Source organism: Roseofilum sp. SBFL (genome assembly GCF_017746885.1).
Classification (GTDB): Bacteria; Cyanobacteriota; Cyanobacteriia; order Cyanobacteriales; family Desertifilaceae; genus Roseofilum.
In genome coordinates, this window is sequence record NZ_JAGHZH010000022.1 from 1 (window position 1) to 18,967 (window position 18,967).

The 18,967-nt window shown below is 45.7% G+C and carries 11 protein-coding genes and 1 tRNA gene; 6 read left to right on the forward strand and 6 right to left on the reverse strand.

Annotated features, from left to right (window positions below):
- The 3 genes from J7545_RS01820 to J7545_RS01830 all read right to left on the reverse strand — a co-directional run.
- Positions 1–3,474 (reverse strand): hypothetical protein (locus J7545_RS01820; protein WP_413039279.1); only part of this gene is annotated, 3,474 nt, incomplete at its 3' end.
- 47 nt (positions 3,475–3,521) lie between these two features.
- The gene (locus tag J7545_RS01825) at positions 3,522–3,890 is read right to left on the reverse strand and encodes a four helix bundle protein (RefSeq protein WP_318701371.1); all 369 of its coding nucleotides are present in this window, start codon (positions 3,888–3,890) and stop codon (positions 3,522–3,524) included.
- A 17-nt stretch (positions 3,891–3,907) separates the two neighbouring features.
- Complete coding sequence (locus J7545_RS01830) at positions 3,908–5,299, reverse strand: hypothetical protein (RefSeq protein WP_318701372.1); 1,392 nt, start codon at positions 5,297–5,299, stop codon at positions 3,908–3,910.
- A gap of 346 nt (positions 5,300–5,645) precedes the next feature.
- Between J7545_RS01830 and purF the strand changes: the two genes are divergently transcribed.
- The 4 genes from purF to J7545_RS01850 all read left to right on the forward strand — a co-directional run bounded on the left by purF (position 5,646) and on the right by J7545_RS01850 (position 13,388).
- Positions 5,646–7,097: an amidophosphoribosyltransferase gene (gene purF / locus J7545_RS01835; RefSeq protein ID WP_318719054.1), complete on the forward strand. Its 1,452-nt coding sequence runs from the start codon at positions 5,646–5,648 to the stop codon at positions 7,095–7,097.
- A 287-nt stretch (positions 7,098–7,384) separates the two neighbouring features.
- Positions 7,385–11,179: an ATP-binding protein gene (locus J7545_RS01840; RefSeq protein WP_318719055.1), complete on the forward strand. Its 3,795-nt coding sequence runs from the start codon at positions 7,385–7,387 to the stop codon at positions 11,177–11,179.
- A gap of 63 nt (positions 11,180–11,242) precedes the next feature.
- Entirely contained in the window at positions 11,243–13,039 is a 1,797-nt protein-coding gene (locus J7545_RS01845) for a glycosyltransferase family 39 protein (protein ID WP_318719056.1), read from the forward strand.
- 22 nt (positions 13,040–13,061) lie between these two features.
- Complete coding sequence (locus tag J7545_RS01850) at positions 13,062–13,388, forward strand: DUF6972 family protein (RefSeq protein ID WP_318719057.1); 327 nt, start codon at positions 13,062–13,064, stop codon at positions 13,386–13,388.
- Between the two features lie 76 nt (positions 13,389–13,464).
- Here the strand turns inward: J7545_RS01850 and J7545_RS01855 are convergent, their stop codons facing one another.
- Positions 13,465–13,626: a hypothetical protein gene (locus J7545_RS01855; protein WP_318701376.1), complete on the reverse strand. Its 162-nt coding sequence runs from the start codon at positions 13,624–13,626 to the stop codon at positions 13,465–13,467.
- Positions 13,627–13,765: 139 nt separating this feature from the next.
- Between J7545_RS01855 and J7545_RS01860 the strand changes: the two genes are divergently transcribed.
- Positions 13,766–16,195 carry a type II CAAX prenyl endopeptidase Rce1 family protein gene (locus J7545_RS01860; RefSeq protein ID WP_318719058.1) on the forward strand — a complete coding sequence of 810 codons (2,430 nt, stop codon included), beginning with the start codon at positions 13,766–13,768 and terminating at the stop codon, positions 16,193–16,195.
- 86 nt (positions 16,196–16,281) lie between these two features.
- Here J7545_RS01860 and J7545_RS01865 read toward each other — a convergent pair.
- Both J7545_RS01865 and J7545_RS01870 read right to left on the reverse strand, forming a co-directional pair.
- A tRNA-Lys gene (locus tag J7545_RS01865) sits at positions 16,282–16,353 on the reverse strand.
- An 85-nt stretch (positions 16,354–16,438) separates the two neighbouring features.
- Positions 16,439–17,599 carry a histidine kinase gene (locus J7545_RS01870; RefSeq protein ID WP_318719059.1) on the reverse strand — a complete coding sequence of 387 codons (1,161 nt, stop codon included), beginning with the start codon at positions 17,597–17,599 and terminating at the stop codon, positions 16,439–16,441.
- Between the two features lie 201 nt (positions 17,600–17,800).
- On the opposite strand from J7545_RS01870, the gene J7545_RS01875 reads away from it, so the two are divergent.
- Positions 17,801–18,952: an alanine--glyoxylate aminotransferase family protein gene (locus tag J7545_RS01875; RefSeq protein WP_318701380.1), complete on the forward strand. Its 1,152-nt coding sequence runs from the start codon at positions 17,801–17,803 to the stop codon at positions 18,950–18,952.
- The last annotated feature ends 15 nt before the right edge of the window (positions 18,953–18,967 follow it).

Sequence of the window (18,967 nt, forward strand, 5' to 3'; positions counted from 1 at the left end):
GACTACTCCCGTGACCCAATCCTCGTGAGCAATGGTGTGCAGGGTTTGCCCACTCTTTACTTCTGTTATCTTGGCGCTGTTGTCCCTGCTGCTCGTGGCCAGGGTGCTTCCGTCGGGGGAAAAGACTACTCCCGTGACCCAATCCTCGTGAGCAATGGTGTGCAGGGTTTGCCCACTCTTTACTTCTGTAATCTTAACCGTTTTGTCTCTGCTGCTCGTGGCCAGGTAGTGTCCGTTGGGGGAAAAGACCACTCCCGTGATGGGAAGCTGGTGAGTAATGGTGTGCAGGATTTGCCCACTCTCGACTGCCGTTATCTTGGCGGTGTTGTCAGTGCTGCTAGTGGCCAGGGTGCTTCCGTCAGGGGAAAAGACTACCTCCGTGACCGGAGCCTGGTGAGGAATCTTATTCTGCTCCCTAATAGTGTGGCTAACTTGTTGCAATGTTGAAATGGGACTATAGGCCACGTACTCAGCAATGGGCTGATTGACCACTTGAGGGTACAACTCTTGAGCAGTTTGTAGGGCAGAATGCAAAGCTTCCAACGGCTGACTGGGCACATTCTCAAATTGCCGTAGAGTTTTAACCCCCAACCGTTCCCATCGAGTTCCGTCTAGAGCCAGTTTTCGCTCCACCCTAGCGCGATAAACTAACCCAACCGTCCCAGCAAGAATCAGCACCGAAGCCACAGAAGTCAACCCCAATTGCCAACGGCTCCGCCGCACTTTGTTCTCAATCTCAGCTAAACTCCGTTCAGCAGCTTCCCGCTTCCCTTGCTCCCGCTCCAGTTTCTCCTGCAACTGTCGCACTTCCGGTGCTTGCTCCCGCACATAGCGCACCAAATAATCATGCACCAACTGATAGCCCGCTTCCCCTCGCTCCTCTATCAACAGCACCAACCCCGAACCCACCAAAATCTTCAACACCAGGGATAAGTCTGCCTCCTCTATCTTTTGCCGTACCTCCCGTTTAAGTTCCTCTTCCGTCTTCACCGGCCGGCGCAAGTCTTCATCCGTCAACAAAAACAACACCCAATACGCCGATCGCTCATGTTCTGTGCCACAATCTTTCACAACCGTCTCAATATAACGCCGCACCAGCTCCGTTTTCGGCTCCAACACCCCCTCATTCAGCCGCTCGTACTCCTCCAACCGCGTAATATAACTGTCCTCCAACTGACTCCCCACAATCTGCAACTCAATCGGAATCACCTCTTCCCCTTCTCCCGCCAAATCCTCCACCAGTCGCTCCAAGAGCGCCTCTTCCGGGTGAAAACTCGTCTTCTCGGTCAACCGCCGAATAATCTCCACCGCCTCATCCGGCCGAAAATAAGACAACGGATAGCAATTCTCTCGACTGAGCAAATCCCCCACCCGTGGCAGTTCCCGCTCCTCAAACAAAAAATGAATAAAATCCTGGCGAATCGAAATCACCACTTGCAGCCCTGGACACCGCTCCAACCCCTCCGCCAGCAACCCAAACAGCGGCCTGCGCTCCCCCCTTGTGCGAAACTCAAAGAAAAACTCCTCAAACTGATCAAAAATCAACACAATCCGCTCATAACCACCCTCAGCCGCCCGCCAAACCCGCAACAAATCCCCCTCAGTCCATGACGTGCCCTGAGCGCAGTCGAAGGGCTGTTCCCTAAGCGCAGTCTTTTCCCTGAGCCGAATCGAAGGGCTGTTCCCCATTCCCCATTCCCCATTCCCTATTCCCTCTCCCCCATTCCCCATTCCCCATTCCCTATTCCCTAACCCAAACCGCTCCAACTGCTCCCCAATCTGCCCTTGCCAATCCCCATACCGCCGCAACACAATCGGAATAATCCGGTCTCGATGTACCTTCTCTTCCAACGCCGGAACTAACCCCGCTTGAATCAACGAACTCTTCCCTACCCCCGAATACCCATAAATCGCCGTTACCGCATGATCCGTATCCAACACCCGCTCCACCAACTGCTTAACCGCCTCCTCTCTCCCCGCAGCCCGAATTTCCGTCGCCACGCCCCGTTGATGAGGTCTGCATGTCAACCGACTCGCCCCCACAAACCCGCGAAAGTTATACTCAAACTCCGCCGTCCGTAACTCCCGCTTCACCTCATAGGCTTCCAGATAATCCTGGCGCTCAAACAACAACACGCTCAACAACTCCAACGCTTCCACATGCAGCCTCGGCGCACGCTCTACCCCCGACTCCCGCACCCTCTGCAACTGCTCAATCGCCGCGTCCCTCTCTCCCCGACGGCGATAAACTTTCGCCAAAATCAACCGCGACAGCACCACATAATATTGATTCGAGTCTTCATTTGCCGCTTCCGGCAATACCTTCTCGCTCCACTGCTCTGCCTCCTCCCACTGCTCCTGCTCAAACGCCACCTCTGCTAACACCGAATAATCCCGCAACCGATAACGCTTCGGCCATTTCTCCCCATCTTCATGGAACGGAATCACCTGACGCGCCAACTGTGCGAACAAGTCCCAATGCTCCAAATACCGCAAAATTCCCAACCAGCGATGAAACGTCCTCGCCACATTCTCCAACGTTCCCGCTTCTTCCCACAGCGCCAACGTGCGCTGCACATACCCATACGCCGCCTGCCATTCTGAACCCTTGCGCCGTTGTTCCTCTCTCAGTTCCTTAAATAACTTCGGCGGCACAAACTGCACATTCTCCCTCGTCGGAAATGCTTTCCGAAAATAGGCATACGCCAACTGACTGCACACATAGCCTTGTTGCTCCAGATTTCCCTGCCCTTGCCAAATCTCCAGCGCCGCTTGATAATGCCCAATAGCTTCCTCAATCTGGCCATTATCCCCATAAGGCACAGCAGCCAACCCCAACAACATTTCCAGATGCGCTCTCCCTTCAGCGCTCAGGGTTGCTCCCTCCTCTTCAATATCCCGTTGCACCGCCTCCAGTGCCATTGCCAGTTCTTTTGCGTCTTGCGGAGAAATCACCCCATCTTGAAAACATTCCACCCGCTCCCCTAACCACCCATTCAATTCTGCTGAAGGCAGCCGAAACTGATAGTGACTTGCCCAACTGGCCAAATCAGGAGCCGATTTCAGCAACGTTTTCAAGACTCCCTGATTCACCCAAAACACCATCGGCACAGGAAACTCCCCCTTCAGAGACTCCCGCACCTGATTCACCGAAGCCAAGAGTTTCTCCAATTGCTCGACTTGCTCCCAACCCGTAAGCATTAGGGAATAGGGAATAGGATTTTCATTGCCCTCCGATGTTTCTTGATCGGATATTTCTCGGTGTAGCGCATTCAACAAAGAAATCTCCCCTTCCTGCAATTTCACCACCTTGATGTGCAAGTCAGACCTCTTCACTAACTCATCGATTAATGCCTGCTGCAAATCACCATAATTACAACAAGCAATCATCAGCGCAAACTCACCGCTAGAGGCTTCTAGCGTCCAGTTGAGGCTGTCTAGGCTATCCAGATTTTCGAGACTCAGAGCAATCATAGTTAGGGAAGGGGTTTAGGGAATAGGGAATAGGGAATAGGAGTTTTTTATGGATAGTTTGATTTGAGTTTGTTGATGATAGTGGTTAGAATCTTGATGATGGTGGTTAACTCGTCTTGCATGGCAGTAAACCTTTTTTGAGAGACCAATTGAGCGTTAATCATAATTTTAATCCAGTATTGAGTTTCTGAGGCTTCTTTAATTGCTATAGAATATTTAGAAATCAGATCATTCCGGGATTGAGCATAAGTAGCTTCGGCACAGTTGGCTCCAATCGATGTGCCGCTTCTTAAAAACTGTTTAGCTAATACTTTTCCTGCATCATCATAATTCCGTTTACTCAGTTCTACATAAGCTCTTATCACTCGTACTGCAAAATTTCCCGTTCGTTCTTGTATATCCATTTTTTCACCCATTCCCCATTCCCTATTCCCTATTCCCCATTCCCCAGTTGTTCTGCGCCTTGCAAAATGGGATTAATATCAAACCAGGATACCCCATCTTCTTGATACTCGAATACTAAACGAGAATGGATTAACTTATCGTAATTTTCATCCCCGCTCACCTGCTGAGTCTGTTGTACTTGTCGCAAGAGTTCCCATTCAGCATCATCAATCTGCAACATCATATTACTGCGTCGCTGACGAATAACTAAATCTAAGCTTTTACGGGTAAGTTTTCCCTTTTTCCGGTCTTTAGAAATCCACTCGGTTAACAGTTGCAGTAAATCCCGGACATGACCGCCACTGGTACGACAGAGAAGATCTAAAGTAGAGCTATCCTCAAAGAGTTCTGTAACTTTGTTCAGCCGTTCGTCTTCACTCAAATCCGGAAAAGCTCTGGCTAAAACCATTTGCCTCATTTTATCCATCCCTGCGCGGAAATCTTGGCGATTTTTATCCTTAATCCGTACCATGGGCAAGAGTTTCGGCGAATCTGGATAGCGGGTCATTAAACGGCCATATTCATCACAAAACCGCAAGGCTAAGGGCATGGTATAGACCAGATGGCATTGGAATTTTTGCAGAAATTCGGCTTGATCAATAAACAAGTATTCTTGTTGGGGACGATCCCAAGATTTCCGGGTGGCATCAATCCGGTCTAAGTTATCGACTATAATGACTAAACCTTGCTTATTTTGTTGTTTTAAGAGTTCAATGGCAGGCTGAATGAGTTCTTTGTTAATCGCTTGGATTAATTCATTTTTTTGCGGCCCTAAAAATTGATTCAGCTTCTGTCTGAGTTGAGTATCTCCTTTAGCTTTAGCAGTAATTTTAGCAATTCCCACGCCTAACGAGAAGCCTTCTGAATTCGCTTTAACGCCGACTTGAGGCAGGGTTTCACTTTTGGGAATACCAACTTCTACTTCTGTGAGATTAAATTCAGTTTGCAATAGGTCTGTGGTTCGGGTTAACAACCCCCGTAGTCCTTGCGCTGGGGGAAGTTGTAGTTCTTCGAGTCCCTGGGAAATTCGACGGGCGATCGCCAATAATACATCGCCAATATCCACATCCGCTAATTCTAAGTCTTCACTAGAGGCAAAATAAATGGTATAAAATCCAATCTCTTCCAGTTGCGCTTTGAGCTTCAGCAGTTCCGTGGATTTACCACATCCAATGTGTCCGGTAAACAGATTACAGGTCGGTTCATCGGGATAAACCTCCGTGATATGCTCGAATAGCTCGGTGATCACCGTATCACCCCTGACCTCAGTAAAATCAATGTATAGCTTTTTCTGTTCCGGTTTGCTCACATCAATGGTATCGCTAGGGCGAGATGCTTTGAGAAACCGAATAAAATCAAAAGGCACGGATGGACGGGTCATGGTCTAATAGAGTGAGTGGTATCGATCGGAACAAGTGTTTTACAAGTATTTTAATGGCTACGGTATCCGAAATGGGCGATCGCCATCCCCCAATCCCTCGATCTCCCGATCTCTTCCATCAGAAAATCAGATTAAATTTCTTATGCTAATTTGTTAAGAAAACCTTAAAATAAAATTAGGTATCCAAATGTAGGCTATTCAAGGAAAGGGTCAAACCCAGTCGATTCTCTTGTCTCTTGTCTCTTGCCTATTCCCCATTCCCTATTCCTTTTTTTAATCTGAGCTACCCTAAATTCAGACAAACCAAACTAACAACGTGATACCGCATACTACCCCCATCGAACCTATGGAGCTTGATGTTTTGAATCCCAATCATGCTGATAAACCCCAGGAAGCTTGTGGTGTGTTTGGCGTATATGCCCCCTCAGAAGAGGTGTCCAAACTCACCTATTTTGGTCTTTATGCCCTCCAACATCGGGGACAAGAATCCGCAGGCATTGCTACCTTTAGCAATAGACAAGTGAATCACCATAAAGATATGGGCTTAGTCTCCCAAGTCTTTAATGAATCAATCCTCAATCGTTTAGTGGGGGAAAGTGCGGTAGGTCATGTCCGCTATTCCACAACTGGCTCCTCACGGGCGGCTAATGCCCAACCAGCGATCGTAGAGACCCGACTAGGGTCTCTCGCTCTAGCACATAATGGCAACATTGTCAATGTTGTGGAACTGCGGGAAAAACTTACCCAAAACGATCATACGTTTGTGACCACAACAGACTCAGAAATGATTGCCTTGGCCATGGCCACAGAAGTAGATCGAGGTAAAGATTGGTTAGATGGGGCAATCTCGGCGTTTAACTATTGCCAAGGAGCCTATAGTTTAGTCATTGGCACACCGGACGGTATTATGGGAGTTCGCGACCCCCATGGCATCCGGCCCCTAGTGATTGGTACATTGGGACAAAATCCCTGTCAGTATGTGTTGGCTTCAGAAACTTGTGCCCTAGATATTATTGGTGCGGAATATTTGCGGGATGTCGAACCCGGTGAACTGGTTTGGATCACCGAAGAAGGGTTAGCCTCCTTCCATTGGACTCAAAAACCCCAACCCAAACTCTGTATTTTTGAGATGATTTACTTCTCTCGTCCCGATAGTGTAGTCGAGGAAGAGACCATCTATACCTATCGCAAACGGTTGGGTCATTATTTAGCCAAAGAGTCCTTTACGGATGCCGATTTAGTGATTGGTGTACCCGATTCAGGAATTCCAGCGGCGATCGGATTTTCGGAAGTGTCCGGTATTCCCTTTGCCGAAGGGTTAATTAAAAACCGATATGTGGGTCGCACATTTATTCAACCCACCCAAGCGATGCGCGAATCTGGGATTCGCATGAAACTTAACCCCCTCAAAGATGTCCTCTCTGGAAAACGGATTATTTTAGTCGATGACTCTATTGTGCGGGGAACCACCAGTAAGAAACTCGTCAAAGCTATCCGCGATGCAGGAGCAACAGAAGTTCATATGCGAATTTCCTCCCCTCCCGTCACTCATCCCTGTTTCTACGGCATTGACACCGACAATCAAGATCAACTCATTGCCGCAACTAAATCTGTAGATGACATTTGCCAACAAATTGGTGTAGATTCTTTAGCTTACCTGAGTTGGGAAGCTATGCATCACGCCACAGGAGATCATCAAAGTAACTTCTGTTCTGCTTGCTTCACTGGCAATTATCCCATCGCCATCCCTGAACCCCTGAAACGCTCCAAACTCATGCTCGAAACCAGTCCTTCCTAATGGCCTAGGGTGCGTTATTTGTGAAAATAACGCACTCTAATCTTACTGGGAAATTCACGGATATAGCGCTTTGCGCTAGGGAATAGGGAATAGGGAATAGGGAATAGGCTTTTGGTACATAGCTTTGAGGATTCAACGCTGTCCCTCATAACAGCGCAAAGCGCTGTATCATTCCCCAGAATTCATGATAGTGATTTCATAAAGTTTTACACTGTAACTCTTGCTAAACCTAAAAAATTGAATAAGATAGAAGGCACATCAAAGCGTTAATCGATTCATTAATCACCATGAAGACTTTACCGAAATTCGTGAGTAAAAACCTAGCCAAAATTCCACTACGGACGGTTTTAGTGCTTCCCTTTGTGATTCAACTTTGTACCACTGTTGGGCTAGTAGGTTATCTTTCCTATCGCAATGGTCAGAAAGCCGTCAACAATCTTGCTACACAATTGCAAGGTGAAATTACGAATCGAATTGAACAGCATTTAGAACATTACCGAGAAACTCCAATTCTAATCAATAAAATTAATGAAGATGCAATAAAACTGGGGAAATTGAGCTTAGATGATGTCGAATCCATGGCTCGTTTTTTTTGGCAAGAACATCAATGGGTAAGCACAGCCAGTAATATTTGCATGGGAATAGACTTGGGAGGACGGTATGCTGGAGCCATTTTAGATAAAGATGGTTTAGTTAAAATAGATATCTTAGATCCAGCGATCGATCCTCATGTTAAACGCTATATTCTCAATCCCGATACTAATCAACTTGAACTAGAAGGTCTCAACAACCTAGGTTACGACCCTCGAGCTAGACCTTGGTACCAAGATGCCGTAGCCGCCGGACAATCAATTTGGAGTCAAATTTATATTACCAAACATGATGCAGAGTTGGTCATTGCCAATAGTGTTCCCATCTACGATCGGCAGAACCAATTGTTAGGAGTTTTATCGGTTAACACGGTCCTCAGACAAGTCAACGATTTCCTCCAGGAATTAGAAGTGGGTAAAACGGGAGAAACATTCATCATAGAAGCTGATGGTATGTTAGTGTCCAGCTCTACAACCGAAAAACCCTTTAAATTAGTTGATGGAGAGCAAACTAGAATTTCGGGAACTGAAAGTCAGAATGCATTGGTTAAAGGAACTGCTGCATACTTGAAAGAATATCTGACAACAAATACCATTAATATGGCCCAACAACTGGAATTTCAGTTTGAGAATGAACGGCACTTTGTGAAGGTTAGTCGTCTTCAGGATGAGCAAGGTTTAGATTGGCTGATTGTAGTTACCATTCCAGAAGCAGATTTTATAGAACAAATCAAGAAAAATAACCTCTATACATTGGGATTGAGTATTGCAGCTCTATTGGGTAGTATACTGACGGGTTTAATTACGGCTCGTTGGGTAACGGAACCCATTTTATCCCTCAAAGAGGCAGCCCAAGCTTTGTCCGAAGGGAAATTTAATGAACCCGTTAATATTGACCGGAAAGATGAATTGGGAGTTTTGGGACGAGCGTTCAATAATATGGCAGCTCAATTGAAAGAATCTTATGCCAATTTAGAAGCTTCTGAAAAGCGAGTGAAACAAATTTTAGAAGCGGTTCCAGTCGGTATTGCACTGTATGAAGTGAGCGGTCAGCCCTCTTATTTTAATCGCAGAGGAAAACAAATTCTGAATCAAGATCAGCGATTGAGTGCAGAGACGATAGAACTTTCTCGAGAATATAACGTTTATCTGGCAGGAACGGATCGTTCTTGTCCACAGGAGCAATTACCATCCATGTTAGCTCTGCAAGGAGAAACTGTTTATATCGAAGATCTAGAACTACATGAGAGAGGGCTAGTGATTCCCATGGAGGTTTGGGCTACCCCAATTTTTGATGAAGAAGGACAGATAATTTATGCAATTACAGCATTCCAGGATATTAGAGATCGAAAACAAGCAGAATTAGAAAGAAAGCGTTTTATTCAAGAGTTAGAGATTAAAAATCAAGAATTACATCGACTTGACGAAATTAAAAATGATTTCTTGGCTAATACGTCTCATGAGTTGCGAACTCCTCTCAATGGAATTATTGGAATTGCGGAATCCTTGATGGGGAATCCCAATAATGCTCTGTCTGAAATAACCCATAAAAATTTGTCCTTAATTGTCGCTAGCGGACGACGATTGGCGAACTTGATTAATGATATTTTGGATTTCTCGAAACTTAGGTACAAAGAGATACAACTGCAAATCAATCCAGTGAGCTTGAGTGTGATTGTTGAGGTCATACTGGCCATTAGTCAAACGTTAATTGTTAACAAAGATCTAAAGTTAATTAATGAAATTGCTTGGGATCTCCCTCAGGTGGATGCGGATGAAAATCGATTGCAACAAATTATGCATAATTTGATTGGTAATGCGATCAAATTTACAGATACAGGTGAAATTAAAGTCTCAGCAGAAATCGATCAAAATTCTATCGATCGCGCTCAGATCGTGGTAACGGTTAGTGATACGGGTATCGGTATTCCAGCCGATAAATTAGACCGAATTTTTGAATCTTTTGAACAAGCAGATAGCTCGACCGATAGACAATATAGTGGTACAGGCTTAGGACTAGCGATTACTAAGAAATTAGTAGAGTTACATGGAGGTGAGATTAGGGTTGAATCAGAAGTGGGGGTAGGCTCTCAATTTAAGTTTACTTTGCCGGTTTCTGCACAGCAAGAGAGTTCCGAGCGATCTCAGATGCAAGAAGTCAGCTCTTTAGCTGTAGTCAATCCAAAGATATCCTTAGTAACCGATCGAGATCAACCCGACTTAGAACTTTCAGATCGGGGAAATAACTGGACGATTTTAGTGGTGGATGATGAACCTGTAAATTTGCAGGTTCTGGTGAATTATCTTAGCCCTTATAGTTATCGCGTGATTCAAGCAAATAATGGACAACAAGCTCTCGATCTGATCGACTCAGAGAATAAACCTGATTTGATGTTACTGGATGTGATGATGCCTCGGATGACCGGATATGAAGTTTGTGAAAAACTGAGGGAAACCTATGGTTTGGATGAGTTGCCTATTTTGCTGCTAACAGCTAAAAATCAAATCACGGATGTTGTTACTGGTTTGGAAGCCGGGGCAAATGATTATTTAACTAAGCCCATACATCAAAAAGAACTTTTGGCTAGGATTAGAACTCAAATTCAGTTATGCCAACTCCAAACCCTGCGCGTCTTGTCTGATGAATATAGGAAAAAAGCAGAAGAATTAGAGGATGCGTTGAAAGAATTGAGACAAACACAGGCTCAACTTATTCAAACTGAAAAGATGTCGAGTTTAGGAAAGTTGGTTGCTGGGATTGCTCATGAAATTAATAATCCAGCTAATTTTATTATGGGGAATCTCAATTGTACTCAAGAATATGTGGATGACTTGATGGATTTGATTGGTTTATATCAGGATAACTGTCGGAATTCTACTCCAGAAATATTACAGCGATCGGAGGAAATCGATCTGGATTTCATGAAAAAAGACTTCCCAGATGTGATTAAGTCCATGAAATATGGGATCGATCGAATTGGTAATATTGTCAAGTCTTTGAAGAATTTTTCTCACTTGGATCAGTCAAACCAAAAACAGGTTGATATCCATGAAGGGCTGGATAGCACGTTGGTTATGGTTGAAAATAGATTGAATGGAATTCAGGTGATTAAAAAATACGCTAAATTGCCTTTTGTTGAGTGTTATCCCGGTTTGTTAAACCAAGTATTCCTGAATTTACTCAATAATGCTATTGATGCGTTAGAAGGTTATGGTGAAGCTCCCCGAATTACTATTGAAACTCAAGGTTTAACTAATGGTAAAATCCAAATTCGGATTGCTGATAATGGGCTGGGGATTGCTCCGGAGAACATGAAGCGAATATTCGATCCATTTTTTACAACTAAAGAGGTCGGATCGGGGACGGGTTTGGGTTTATCCACCAGTTATTCCATTATTGTCGATCAGCATGGCGGTCAATTGTCTTGTGAATCAGAATTGGGGAAAGGAACTGAGTTTATGATTGAGATTCCGGAAAAATTGAGTGAATAAAGATGCTTGGGGGGAGTTGTATAATGTCAGATCGCATAACTTACGGACTTTGGAGCAGCCGTTATGGGTGAGTCGTTACCCACGAAGAAAGCAAAACCCCCTCAACTGGCGATCGCCTCAACGATCTGCTTAGTTTGGCTAATGACTATGGGCATCATTGCCACGATCTGGAACTTGGGCGAGATCGGTTTGGTGGATGAAACTGAACCCCTGTTTGCTGAAGCAGCCCGGCAAATGACGGTGACGGGGGATTGGATCACGCCCTATTTTAATGGCGAAACTCGGTTTGATAAGCCGCCTCTGATCTATTGGGCGATCGCCCTCTGTTATCAGGCGATTGGCGTGAACCCTTGGGCAGTGCGCCTACCTTCGGCTCTAGCGGCAATATTCCTGGGCTGGTTTGGATTTTACACCCTGCGGCGCTTTGGAGGCTCCCCAGGACAAACCCAACCCTTTGCGATCGCCGGTTGCATTGGTGGAACGGCGATCGTGATGAATGTGCAAACCATTGCCTGGGCAAGGATGGGAGTCTCGGACATGCTCCTGAGTGCCGGCATTGGTTCTGCCCTCTTGGCCTTCTTCTTTGCCTACGCAACTCCAGAACGGCAAGCTAAACAACGCTGGTATCAAGCCTTTTATGCCTTCTGTGCCCTCGCTGTCCTCACGAAAGGCCCCGTGGGTATAGTCCTGCCCGGCTTAATCATTGTCTGCTTTTTAGCCTACATGGGCAACCTGAAGCTGGTCTTAGGGGAAATGAACTTGAAAGGGGGCGTTCTTCTGTTTTTTGCCCTCACCCTCCCCTGGTATATCCTCGTCACTTGGGCGAATGGTTGGGACTACATCAACTCCTTTTTTGGCTATCACAACATCGAGCGCTTTACCAGCGTCGTTAATAACCACTCCGCGCCCTGGTATTTCTACATTCCCACTATTTTCGTCGGCTTTTTCCCCTGGTCGGTTTATCTTCCCATCGCCCTCTTCAAAACCCGATTTTGGCAGCGTCGCGCCTGGTTGCGGCAACCCCGCAGCCAGCATTTACGAATCTTTGCCTTTTTCTGGTTTATCTGCATTTTTGGCTTCTTCACCATTGCCGTCACCAAACTTCCCAGCTACGTCCTCCCCCTGATGCCAGCTTGCGGTATTCTCGTTGCTCTGGTTTGGAGCGAACCGGAAACTGGCAACTCGAAACGCTTCAACCCTGGACTTTTCTGGAGCGGTGTTGCCAATATCATTCTCTGTTTAGCCCTAGCAACCCTTGCCCCTTTCGCTACTCCTGCCCTAGGCAACGACCCCGCCATGCCTAACTTGGGGACAACCTTACAGGAATTGGGTTTTCTCCTGCAATTTACAGGGCATTATACGATTCTGGCGATCGTCTTATTTATTGCTCTACTGGGCAAATGGTGGCGCGGATTATGGACGGTTAATGCGATCGCTTTTGCCGCCTTTATGATCTTTATCGTTACCCCCATGACCGAGATCATGGATCAACAGCGACAACTCCCCCTGCGCGAACTCGCCCAAACTGTCACCCAAACCCAACAACCCAGCGAACCCCTAGTGATGATCGGTTTTTGGAAACCCAGCCTTACCTTCTATACCGAAAACGCAGTCATCTACGGGCATCATTCTCAACAATCCCTCGTTACCCTCGGCAACCTGATCCAAGACCCAGAAACTCCTGAAACTTTGCTCATTTTAGGAGAACTAAAAAACTTCACTAGCATGGAATTTGAACCCCAACAGTATGAAGTTTTAGATCAACAAGGGGTCTATCAACTGGTGCGAATCAGTAAAGGGGAAGTGATTAATACACTCAACAAGAATATCCAAAAAGCCAGCATCTTCATGCATAATTGAGGTAAATTGGAATTGAGTCCCCTTGAACCTGGAGAAACCTTATGCAACCGATTACTTTGAAATGAGTTGTATTGAGCAAGACATTGGGCGGGACAGTCGAACCAGTCTCATTGATAAACATCTTCCCGGTACAGAAAAATCACAAAGAGAGCTACAAAAAGAAGGAATAGTTTATCTTTTTAATGACCGTCAGAAATACAGAAGCTTCCCAATTGGAGCCAACGTCAGAATTGAAATGGTAATTTGTAGAACTATGGGTCGATCCTTGGCTTTCACCCCCCTATATCTTGATGTTGGTGAAGGAAGAATCAGGTCAATTTTCTATTCAAAATCCGGCACAAAACTATAAATCGATCTTTACTAATGACATATTGTAACTAACTGGAATTATTTAAATTATTTAATTATTCATTATTAATTATTCATTAGATTTCTTCCTTTTGTGCTTCATTACACCGCTCTGCTAACAACTCATCAACTAAGCTACGATTTTGGGGAACGTTGGCAAATCGAGCTTTCAAGCGTTGCTTGATCGCTTCTGGTTTTTCTTCCAATGTTCCTGTTTCCGTTGCTGATGCTTCAGTCATAGATCCTCTGGTCTTAGAACTCCAATATTGCCTATGATAAGGGACAACGATGTGGAAAGGTAGGTGATCGCCAATGGGTCAGCGCAAAACAACACACATAAGACGATGGATGGGTCGGGCACTTTTGAGTATAATCACAGTGACTCTAGTTGCTCTTACTGCATCTTCTCAAACGACGCAACGCTCCAGTTATTACCTCAGTCTTGAAGCACCATTTAATCAGGTTGGGTTCTATCCTACGGTGCAACCCATTGCTGCTCCCTACTATCGCAGCACAGGAGAATGGTTAGGACGGTTGATTTTACCCTCTACTGAAGAGTTGAACACCGTTATTCCCAATTCGTCTATTGCGGATTGGGCTTGGATAGAGCTGTATCATACACCACTAGAGGCGAAAGCTTGGGAAGGGAAAACCGTGCGCTTAGAATGGCAGGATACTCCCCGGATTGTCGAGTATGTCAACATCGTGACTACAGATGTCAACCTGAGCGATCGCGCCCTAGAAAACTATAATCAAGGCAATGTCATCCCCACCCGTCTCCAGGGTCGCACCCAAGTTGGGCCCCTCCAGTCCCTCGCTGGAGCGCGCCCCCAAGACGATCTAATTGTCCGTTTAAATGAAGTTAAGTTCATTCCCAACAGTCCCAACTCGGCAATTTTACAAACAGCCCTAGAACCGATTCAAGTCACGGGACGCTTTTACGGGTTAGTGAAAATTCTAGAACCTCTTCCCTCAACTTGTGCAGATGATGAACCTTGTCGGACACAGTGGTATAAAGTTCAACACTATAATTCAGAAACTGGAGAATTTAACGGCCCAGAAGGAACAGTCCGCATTCCCCAACAGCCTCTAGATAATAATGGCCGCTGGTTATCCACTCCTGAAGGCATCGAAAAGTCCCCTGCGGGCGATCGAGGATGGTATATTTACGGAGCTAGAGACGAACAGGGACAATTGATCGTACAAGGGATTAGGCCGCGATCGCTCTTTGAACTCTACCCCGATCGTATCTTGTTGGGCAGCCAAAACGGTCTCGACTATATTCAGCACTACAATTGGAAAGACACTCAAGAACGCAAAGGAACAACCCAAAGTCTCCTCATCTCTCCGACAGCTACCCGTCCAGAACAAGCCGTGCAATACTGGAACGAAGGAGAGTCTGCGATCGTTATGCATCTCTTTGGCGGAATTGGAGGCGAAAACGGAGAACCCATTAGTGCCGGAACCGTAACCGGTCATTTTGCCTACGGAATTGCCCAAGTTGTCCGTGACCCCTTCACCCAAGAACTACAATTTGACATTCTCTATCAGCAAGTTTACGCCCATAATCCAAACGGCATTATTTCCGGAACCCATACTTGGACAAACTACATGGGAAATCTGCAACGCGGATGGTTAGGAACTCGCCCCGTTTCCGATGTAGTCATTAAACTTGATGCCTTAACCCAGGACTATAATTTTGACGGTGAAATCATCTCACCCATCCGCGAATTTTGGATACAACTCCAAGTCATGATGGCCCGGTATCGCACAGGGGATGGAACCGGAGTAGCAGAAGTCACTCCAGCCACCTCCTGCGTTCAAGATTCCAGTCAAGCCCTCTACATTACCATCGAACAAATTAAACAACAAATCCTCAACAATCCCAAAATTGTCACTTGGTTACGCGCTCATCCCAATGACCCCCAAACCCAACGTTTATCTCAATTAGTTGAATTAGGAGAAAATATAGCCAAAACCCTTGCTCCTCAAGGGGTTGTTCGGGAAGATTGGAAACAAAATGCCCAGTTTTTATCTGGTGTAAACGCTCGTAATGGATTTGTGACGGATCAAGATTTATTAAATGCTCTGTTAAGTTGGCAAACCTTACTTCCACGCTCTGCTTATGACCAAATGGCCAAAGTTTTTCTCGACGAAGGAGGGCAACTTTGGTTTTTGCGCACCAATCAAGTGGGGGGATGGGATAGCAGCATAGAACCCATTGCTCCTACCGGAATTTTAGGTCAATTTCCCATTATTTCCACCCTTGCGGGTCGGATTTTGCTCTCGTTAGGACGGCCAGAATGGCGAGATTGGAGCATCCTAATTTTAATGTTAGCTTTATATGCATTGATCGCCCTAGTTGTAGCCTGGAGTTATAGTTTTTGGCAATGGGTCAATGGAGAGTCTTTTCAGCAATCCTGGCATCAGGTTTGGTCATCTTTCCTCGCTCAGGGCAATTCTGTACCAAGCTTCTGGAAAGGATTGACCCTTTTAATCATTCCAGTAGCCCTAGAAGAATTCATTTTCCGTGTTTTATTAGTTCCCCATCCCACCGACTGGATTTCAAAACAAGAATGGTGGTTATTCGCCTTAGTCAGTTTAATTATTTATCTGTTCTATAAGGTGATTAGGGTTTGTTTAGGCTCTAAAGTCCCGTTAAAACTTGTGCCGGTTGTCTTACTCTTGAGTGGCACATTGGGATCAATTTGTATTCTCACCTATGGTCTGACGGGTTCATTTTGGGTGATTTGGGTGTTGCATGGATTGATTGAATTGAATCCTTTAGAGCCTATTTATAAAGTATAGTTGATTCGATATTCGCAATAACTGATAGCGCTTTCTTTAAAAAACTGTAGGGGCGAAATTTCTTTCGCCCCTACTTCAGGAATTTATGGGTCGCCCGGGATTCGAACCCGGAACTAATCGGTTAAAAGCCGAGTACTCTACCGTTGAGTTAGCGACCCATGGTAAGACAACCAAACCTTAACTAACCTAGCACAAGATTTTGGTAAAAGTCAATCCCTAGAGCAAATTTTTTCGCGCCTAGGCTCAAGGACGGTAGACCGGTAGGGTAAAGTGGAAGCAACTGCCCTGATTGTCCAGAGATTCGACCCAAATTTGCCCGTAATGAGCGAGAATAATGCGCTGACAGAGGGACAGACCGATACCATAGCCTTCTTTAGTGCGATCGCGCTCTAAGCGAAACCGATCTTCAAAAATCTTTTCCTGTTTTTCTGGCGGAATCCCCGGTCCCGTATCACAAAGACTCACCTGAATCTTTTGAGTCGTGCGGTGCAGAATAGAGAGTTTGATTGAACCTTTGGGAGGTGTATATTTAATTGCATTATCCAATAAATTAGTCATCACTTGGTGAATCCGCTCCGAATCCGCATAGACCAGAGGTAAATCTTGAGGCACATCCGTTTCCAGATTCAGGGACTTGTACTGCAATCGCTCATCAAAATTCTTTAAAACTCTCATAAACAAAGGTTTCAGATCTATTTTCTCTGGGTGAACCTGGATTTGCGTATTACTTCCCTTGGCCACTTGCAGAATATCCGTAATCATCCGGTCAATCGCTTTAATTTGCGTACGAGCATGTTTAAGCAATTGAGTCGTTAACGTGGCGGTAAACCGGGAAGCGCGCCCATCGTCTGCACTATAGCCAATTTCCAAGGTTTCAACAGCTAAAGCCGCCGCCGTTAAAGGATTGCGCAGATCGTGGGCTAACATAGCGATAATCCGGTCTTTAAACTGTAATTGCTCCTTTAGCTCCACCGTCTCTTGACGCAGACGAAAAATTTCATCCGATAAGCGGATCAGTTCAGCAGAATGGGCGATCGAGGAACTCAGCTTGCAAGAATCTGAATCGAGCAATTCTTCCTGCTCTAAATATTCTTCAACCGACTGCACCCAGCGCGGCCACCAATTATCAATCAGATTAATCAAATTGCCCCCAGCTAAGGTTTGCTTCGGTTGGGGATGAATTTTAATTAAGGCCGGAGTAGCCACCACCTTAAAGTTTTCCGCCAGTTGGGGTTGCTCGCTCACATCCACCACCATTAGCTCAAAATCTAGATCTTCAGCAAGATTGCGAATATGACAACGAATTTGTCGAATTTGCTCTCCTGCATAGGGACGCTTATCAACAAATAAGAGCAGTTGAAGAGGGGGATTGGGTTTGAGGGGCTGTTCGGGAGCGGCCTGCATAGTGAGGGACAAAAATGACCAACCTTTAGATTTACTTAAGAGTCTAATCGATATATCTACTAAATGCGGTAAATTGGCTTGATTTTAGAGCATGGAGGCGAGATAACCCAACTTAACAACACGCAATATCATAAGAGACAGCGGTTCGGTATGATGGGTTTCTTAGGCTCAATCAACGTATAGTTAGTACACACAAGTTCCATGACCGCTGTCCTCGCAATTAATAATTCCCATAAACTCTCTTCGCCTCGTTTAGAGATGCCTCCCCGTCTGCTATTGGGTGCGGGGCCATCCAATGCTGACCCAAGGGTGATTGAGGCCATGAGTCGTCCCCAAGTCGGTCACTTAGATCCTTCTTTCCTCAAGTTGATGGGGGAGATCCAAGAGTTATTGCGCTATACCTTTCAGACGGATAATAGCTTAACAATTCCTGTCAGTGGAACCGGTAGCGCAGCCATGGAAACCACGTTTGCGAATACGATAGAACCCAATGACGTGGTTTTGGTGGCTGTTAAGGGCTATTTTGGTCGCCGTATGGTGGATATGGCTGGCCGGTATGGAGCGGATGTACGGCAAATTAACAAGCCTTGGGGAGAAGCATTTTCCCTCGAAGAATTGCGGTCTGCTCTTGCTACCCACCGTCCTGCAATTTTGGGTATCGTCCATGCAGAAACTTCAACAGGTGTTCGTCAACCGTTGGAAGGGGTTGGAGACTTGTGTCGTGAGTTTGGTTGTTTGCTGGTTGTAGATACAGTGACTAGCTTGGGTTGTTTTCCCTTGTTTATTGATGATTGGAAAATTGATTTAGCCTATAGCTGTAGCCAAAAAGGTTTAAGTTGCCCTCCTGGAGCATCTCCTCTCACCATGAATCAACGGGCTTTGGATAAGATTCATCGTCGGCAAACCAAAGTGGCCAATTGGTATTTGGATGTTTCCTTGGTGAGCAAGTATTGGGGTAAGGAACGCACCTATCACCATACGGCTCCGATTAATATGAATTATGCTCTCTATGAGGCTCTGTGTTTGGTGGCTGAAGAAGGGTTAGAGTCCCGATGGGAACGCCATCAGAAGAATGCACAAATGCTCTGGGATGGGTTGGCTGATTTGGGATTGGCTTGTCATGTACCCAAGGAGTTGCGGTTACCGACGCTGACGACGGTTCGGGTTCCGGATGGAGTGCAAGAAGCTGAAATTCGTCAGCAATTACTGAATAACTATAATATTGAGATTAGTGGCGGTTTGGGTGATTTGGCGGGCAAGGTTTGGCGTATTGGTTTAATGGGCCATAATAGTCGTCCGGAGAGTATTGAACGGTTGTTCAGTGCTTTGGGTGAGTTGTTGCCGAAGAATTAATCAGGGTTAATTGCT

Coding starts and splice junctions, on each gene's coding strand:
- J7545_RS01825 (WP_318701371.1), bottom strand. CDS start 3,890: ATGGGTGAAAAAATGGATATACAAGAACGAACGGGAAATTTTGCAGTA.
- J7545_RS01830 (WP_318701372.1), bottom strand. CDS start 5,299: ATGACCCGTCCATCCGTGCCTTTTGATTTTATTCGGTTTCTCAAAGCA.
- J7545_RS01870 (WP_318719059.1), bottom strand. CDS start 17,599: ATGCAGGCCGCTCCCGAACAGCCCCTCAAACCCAATCCCCCTCTTCAA.
- J7545_RS01855 (WP_318701376.1), bottom strand. CDS start 13,626: ATGACTGAAGCATCAGCAACGGAAACAGGAACATTGGAAGAAAAACCA.
- J7545_RS01875 (WP_318701380.1), top strand. CDS start 17,801: ATGACCGCTGTCCTCGCAATTAATAATTCCCATAAACTCTCTTCGCCT.
- J7545_RS01845 (WP_318719056.1), top strand. CDS start 11,243: ATGGGTGAGTCGTTACCCACGAAGAAAGCAAAACCCCCTCAACTGGCG.
- J7545_RS01840 (WP_318719055.1), top strand. CDS start 7,385: ATGAAGACTTTACCGAAATTCGTGAGTAAAAACCTAGCCAAAATTCCA.
- purF (WP_318719054.1), top strand. CDS start 5,646: ATGGAGCTTGATGTTTTGAATCCCAATCATGCTGATAAACCCCAGGAA.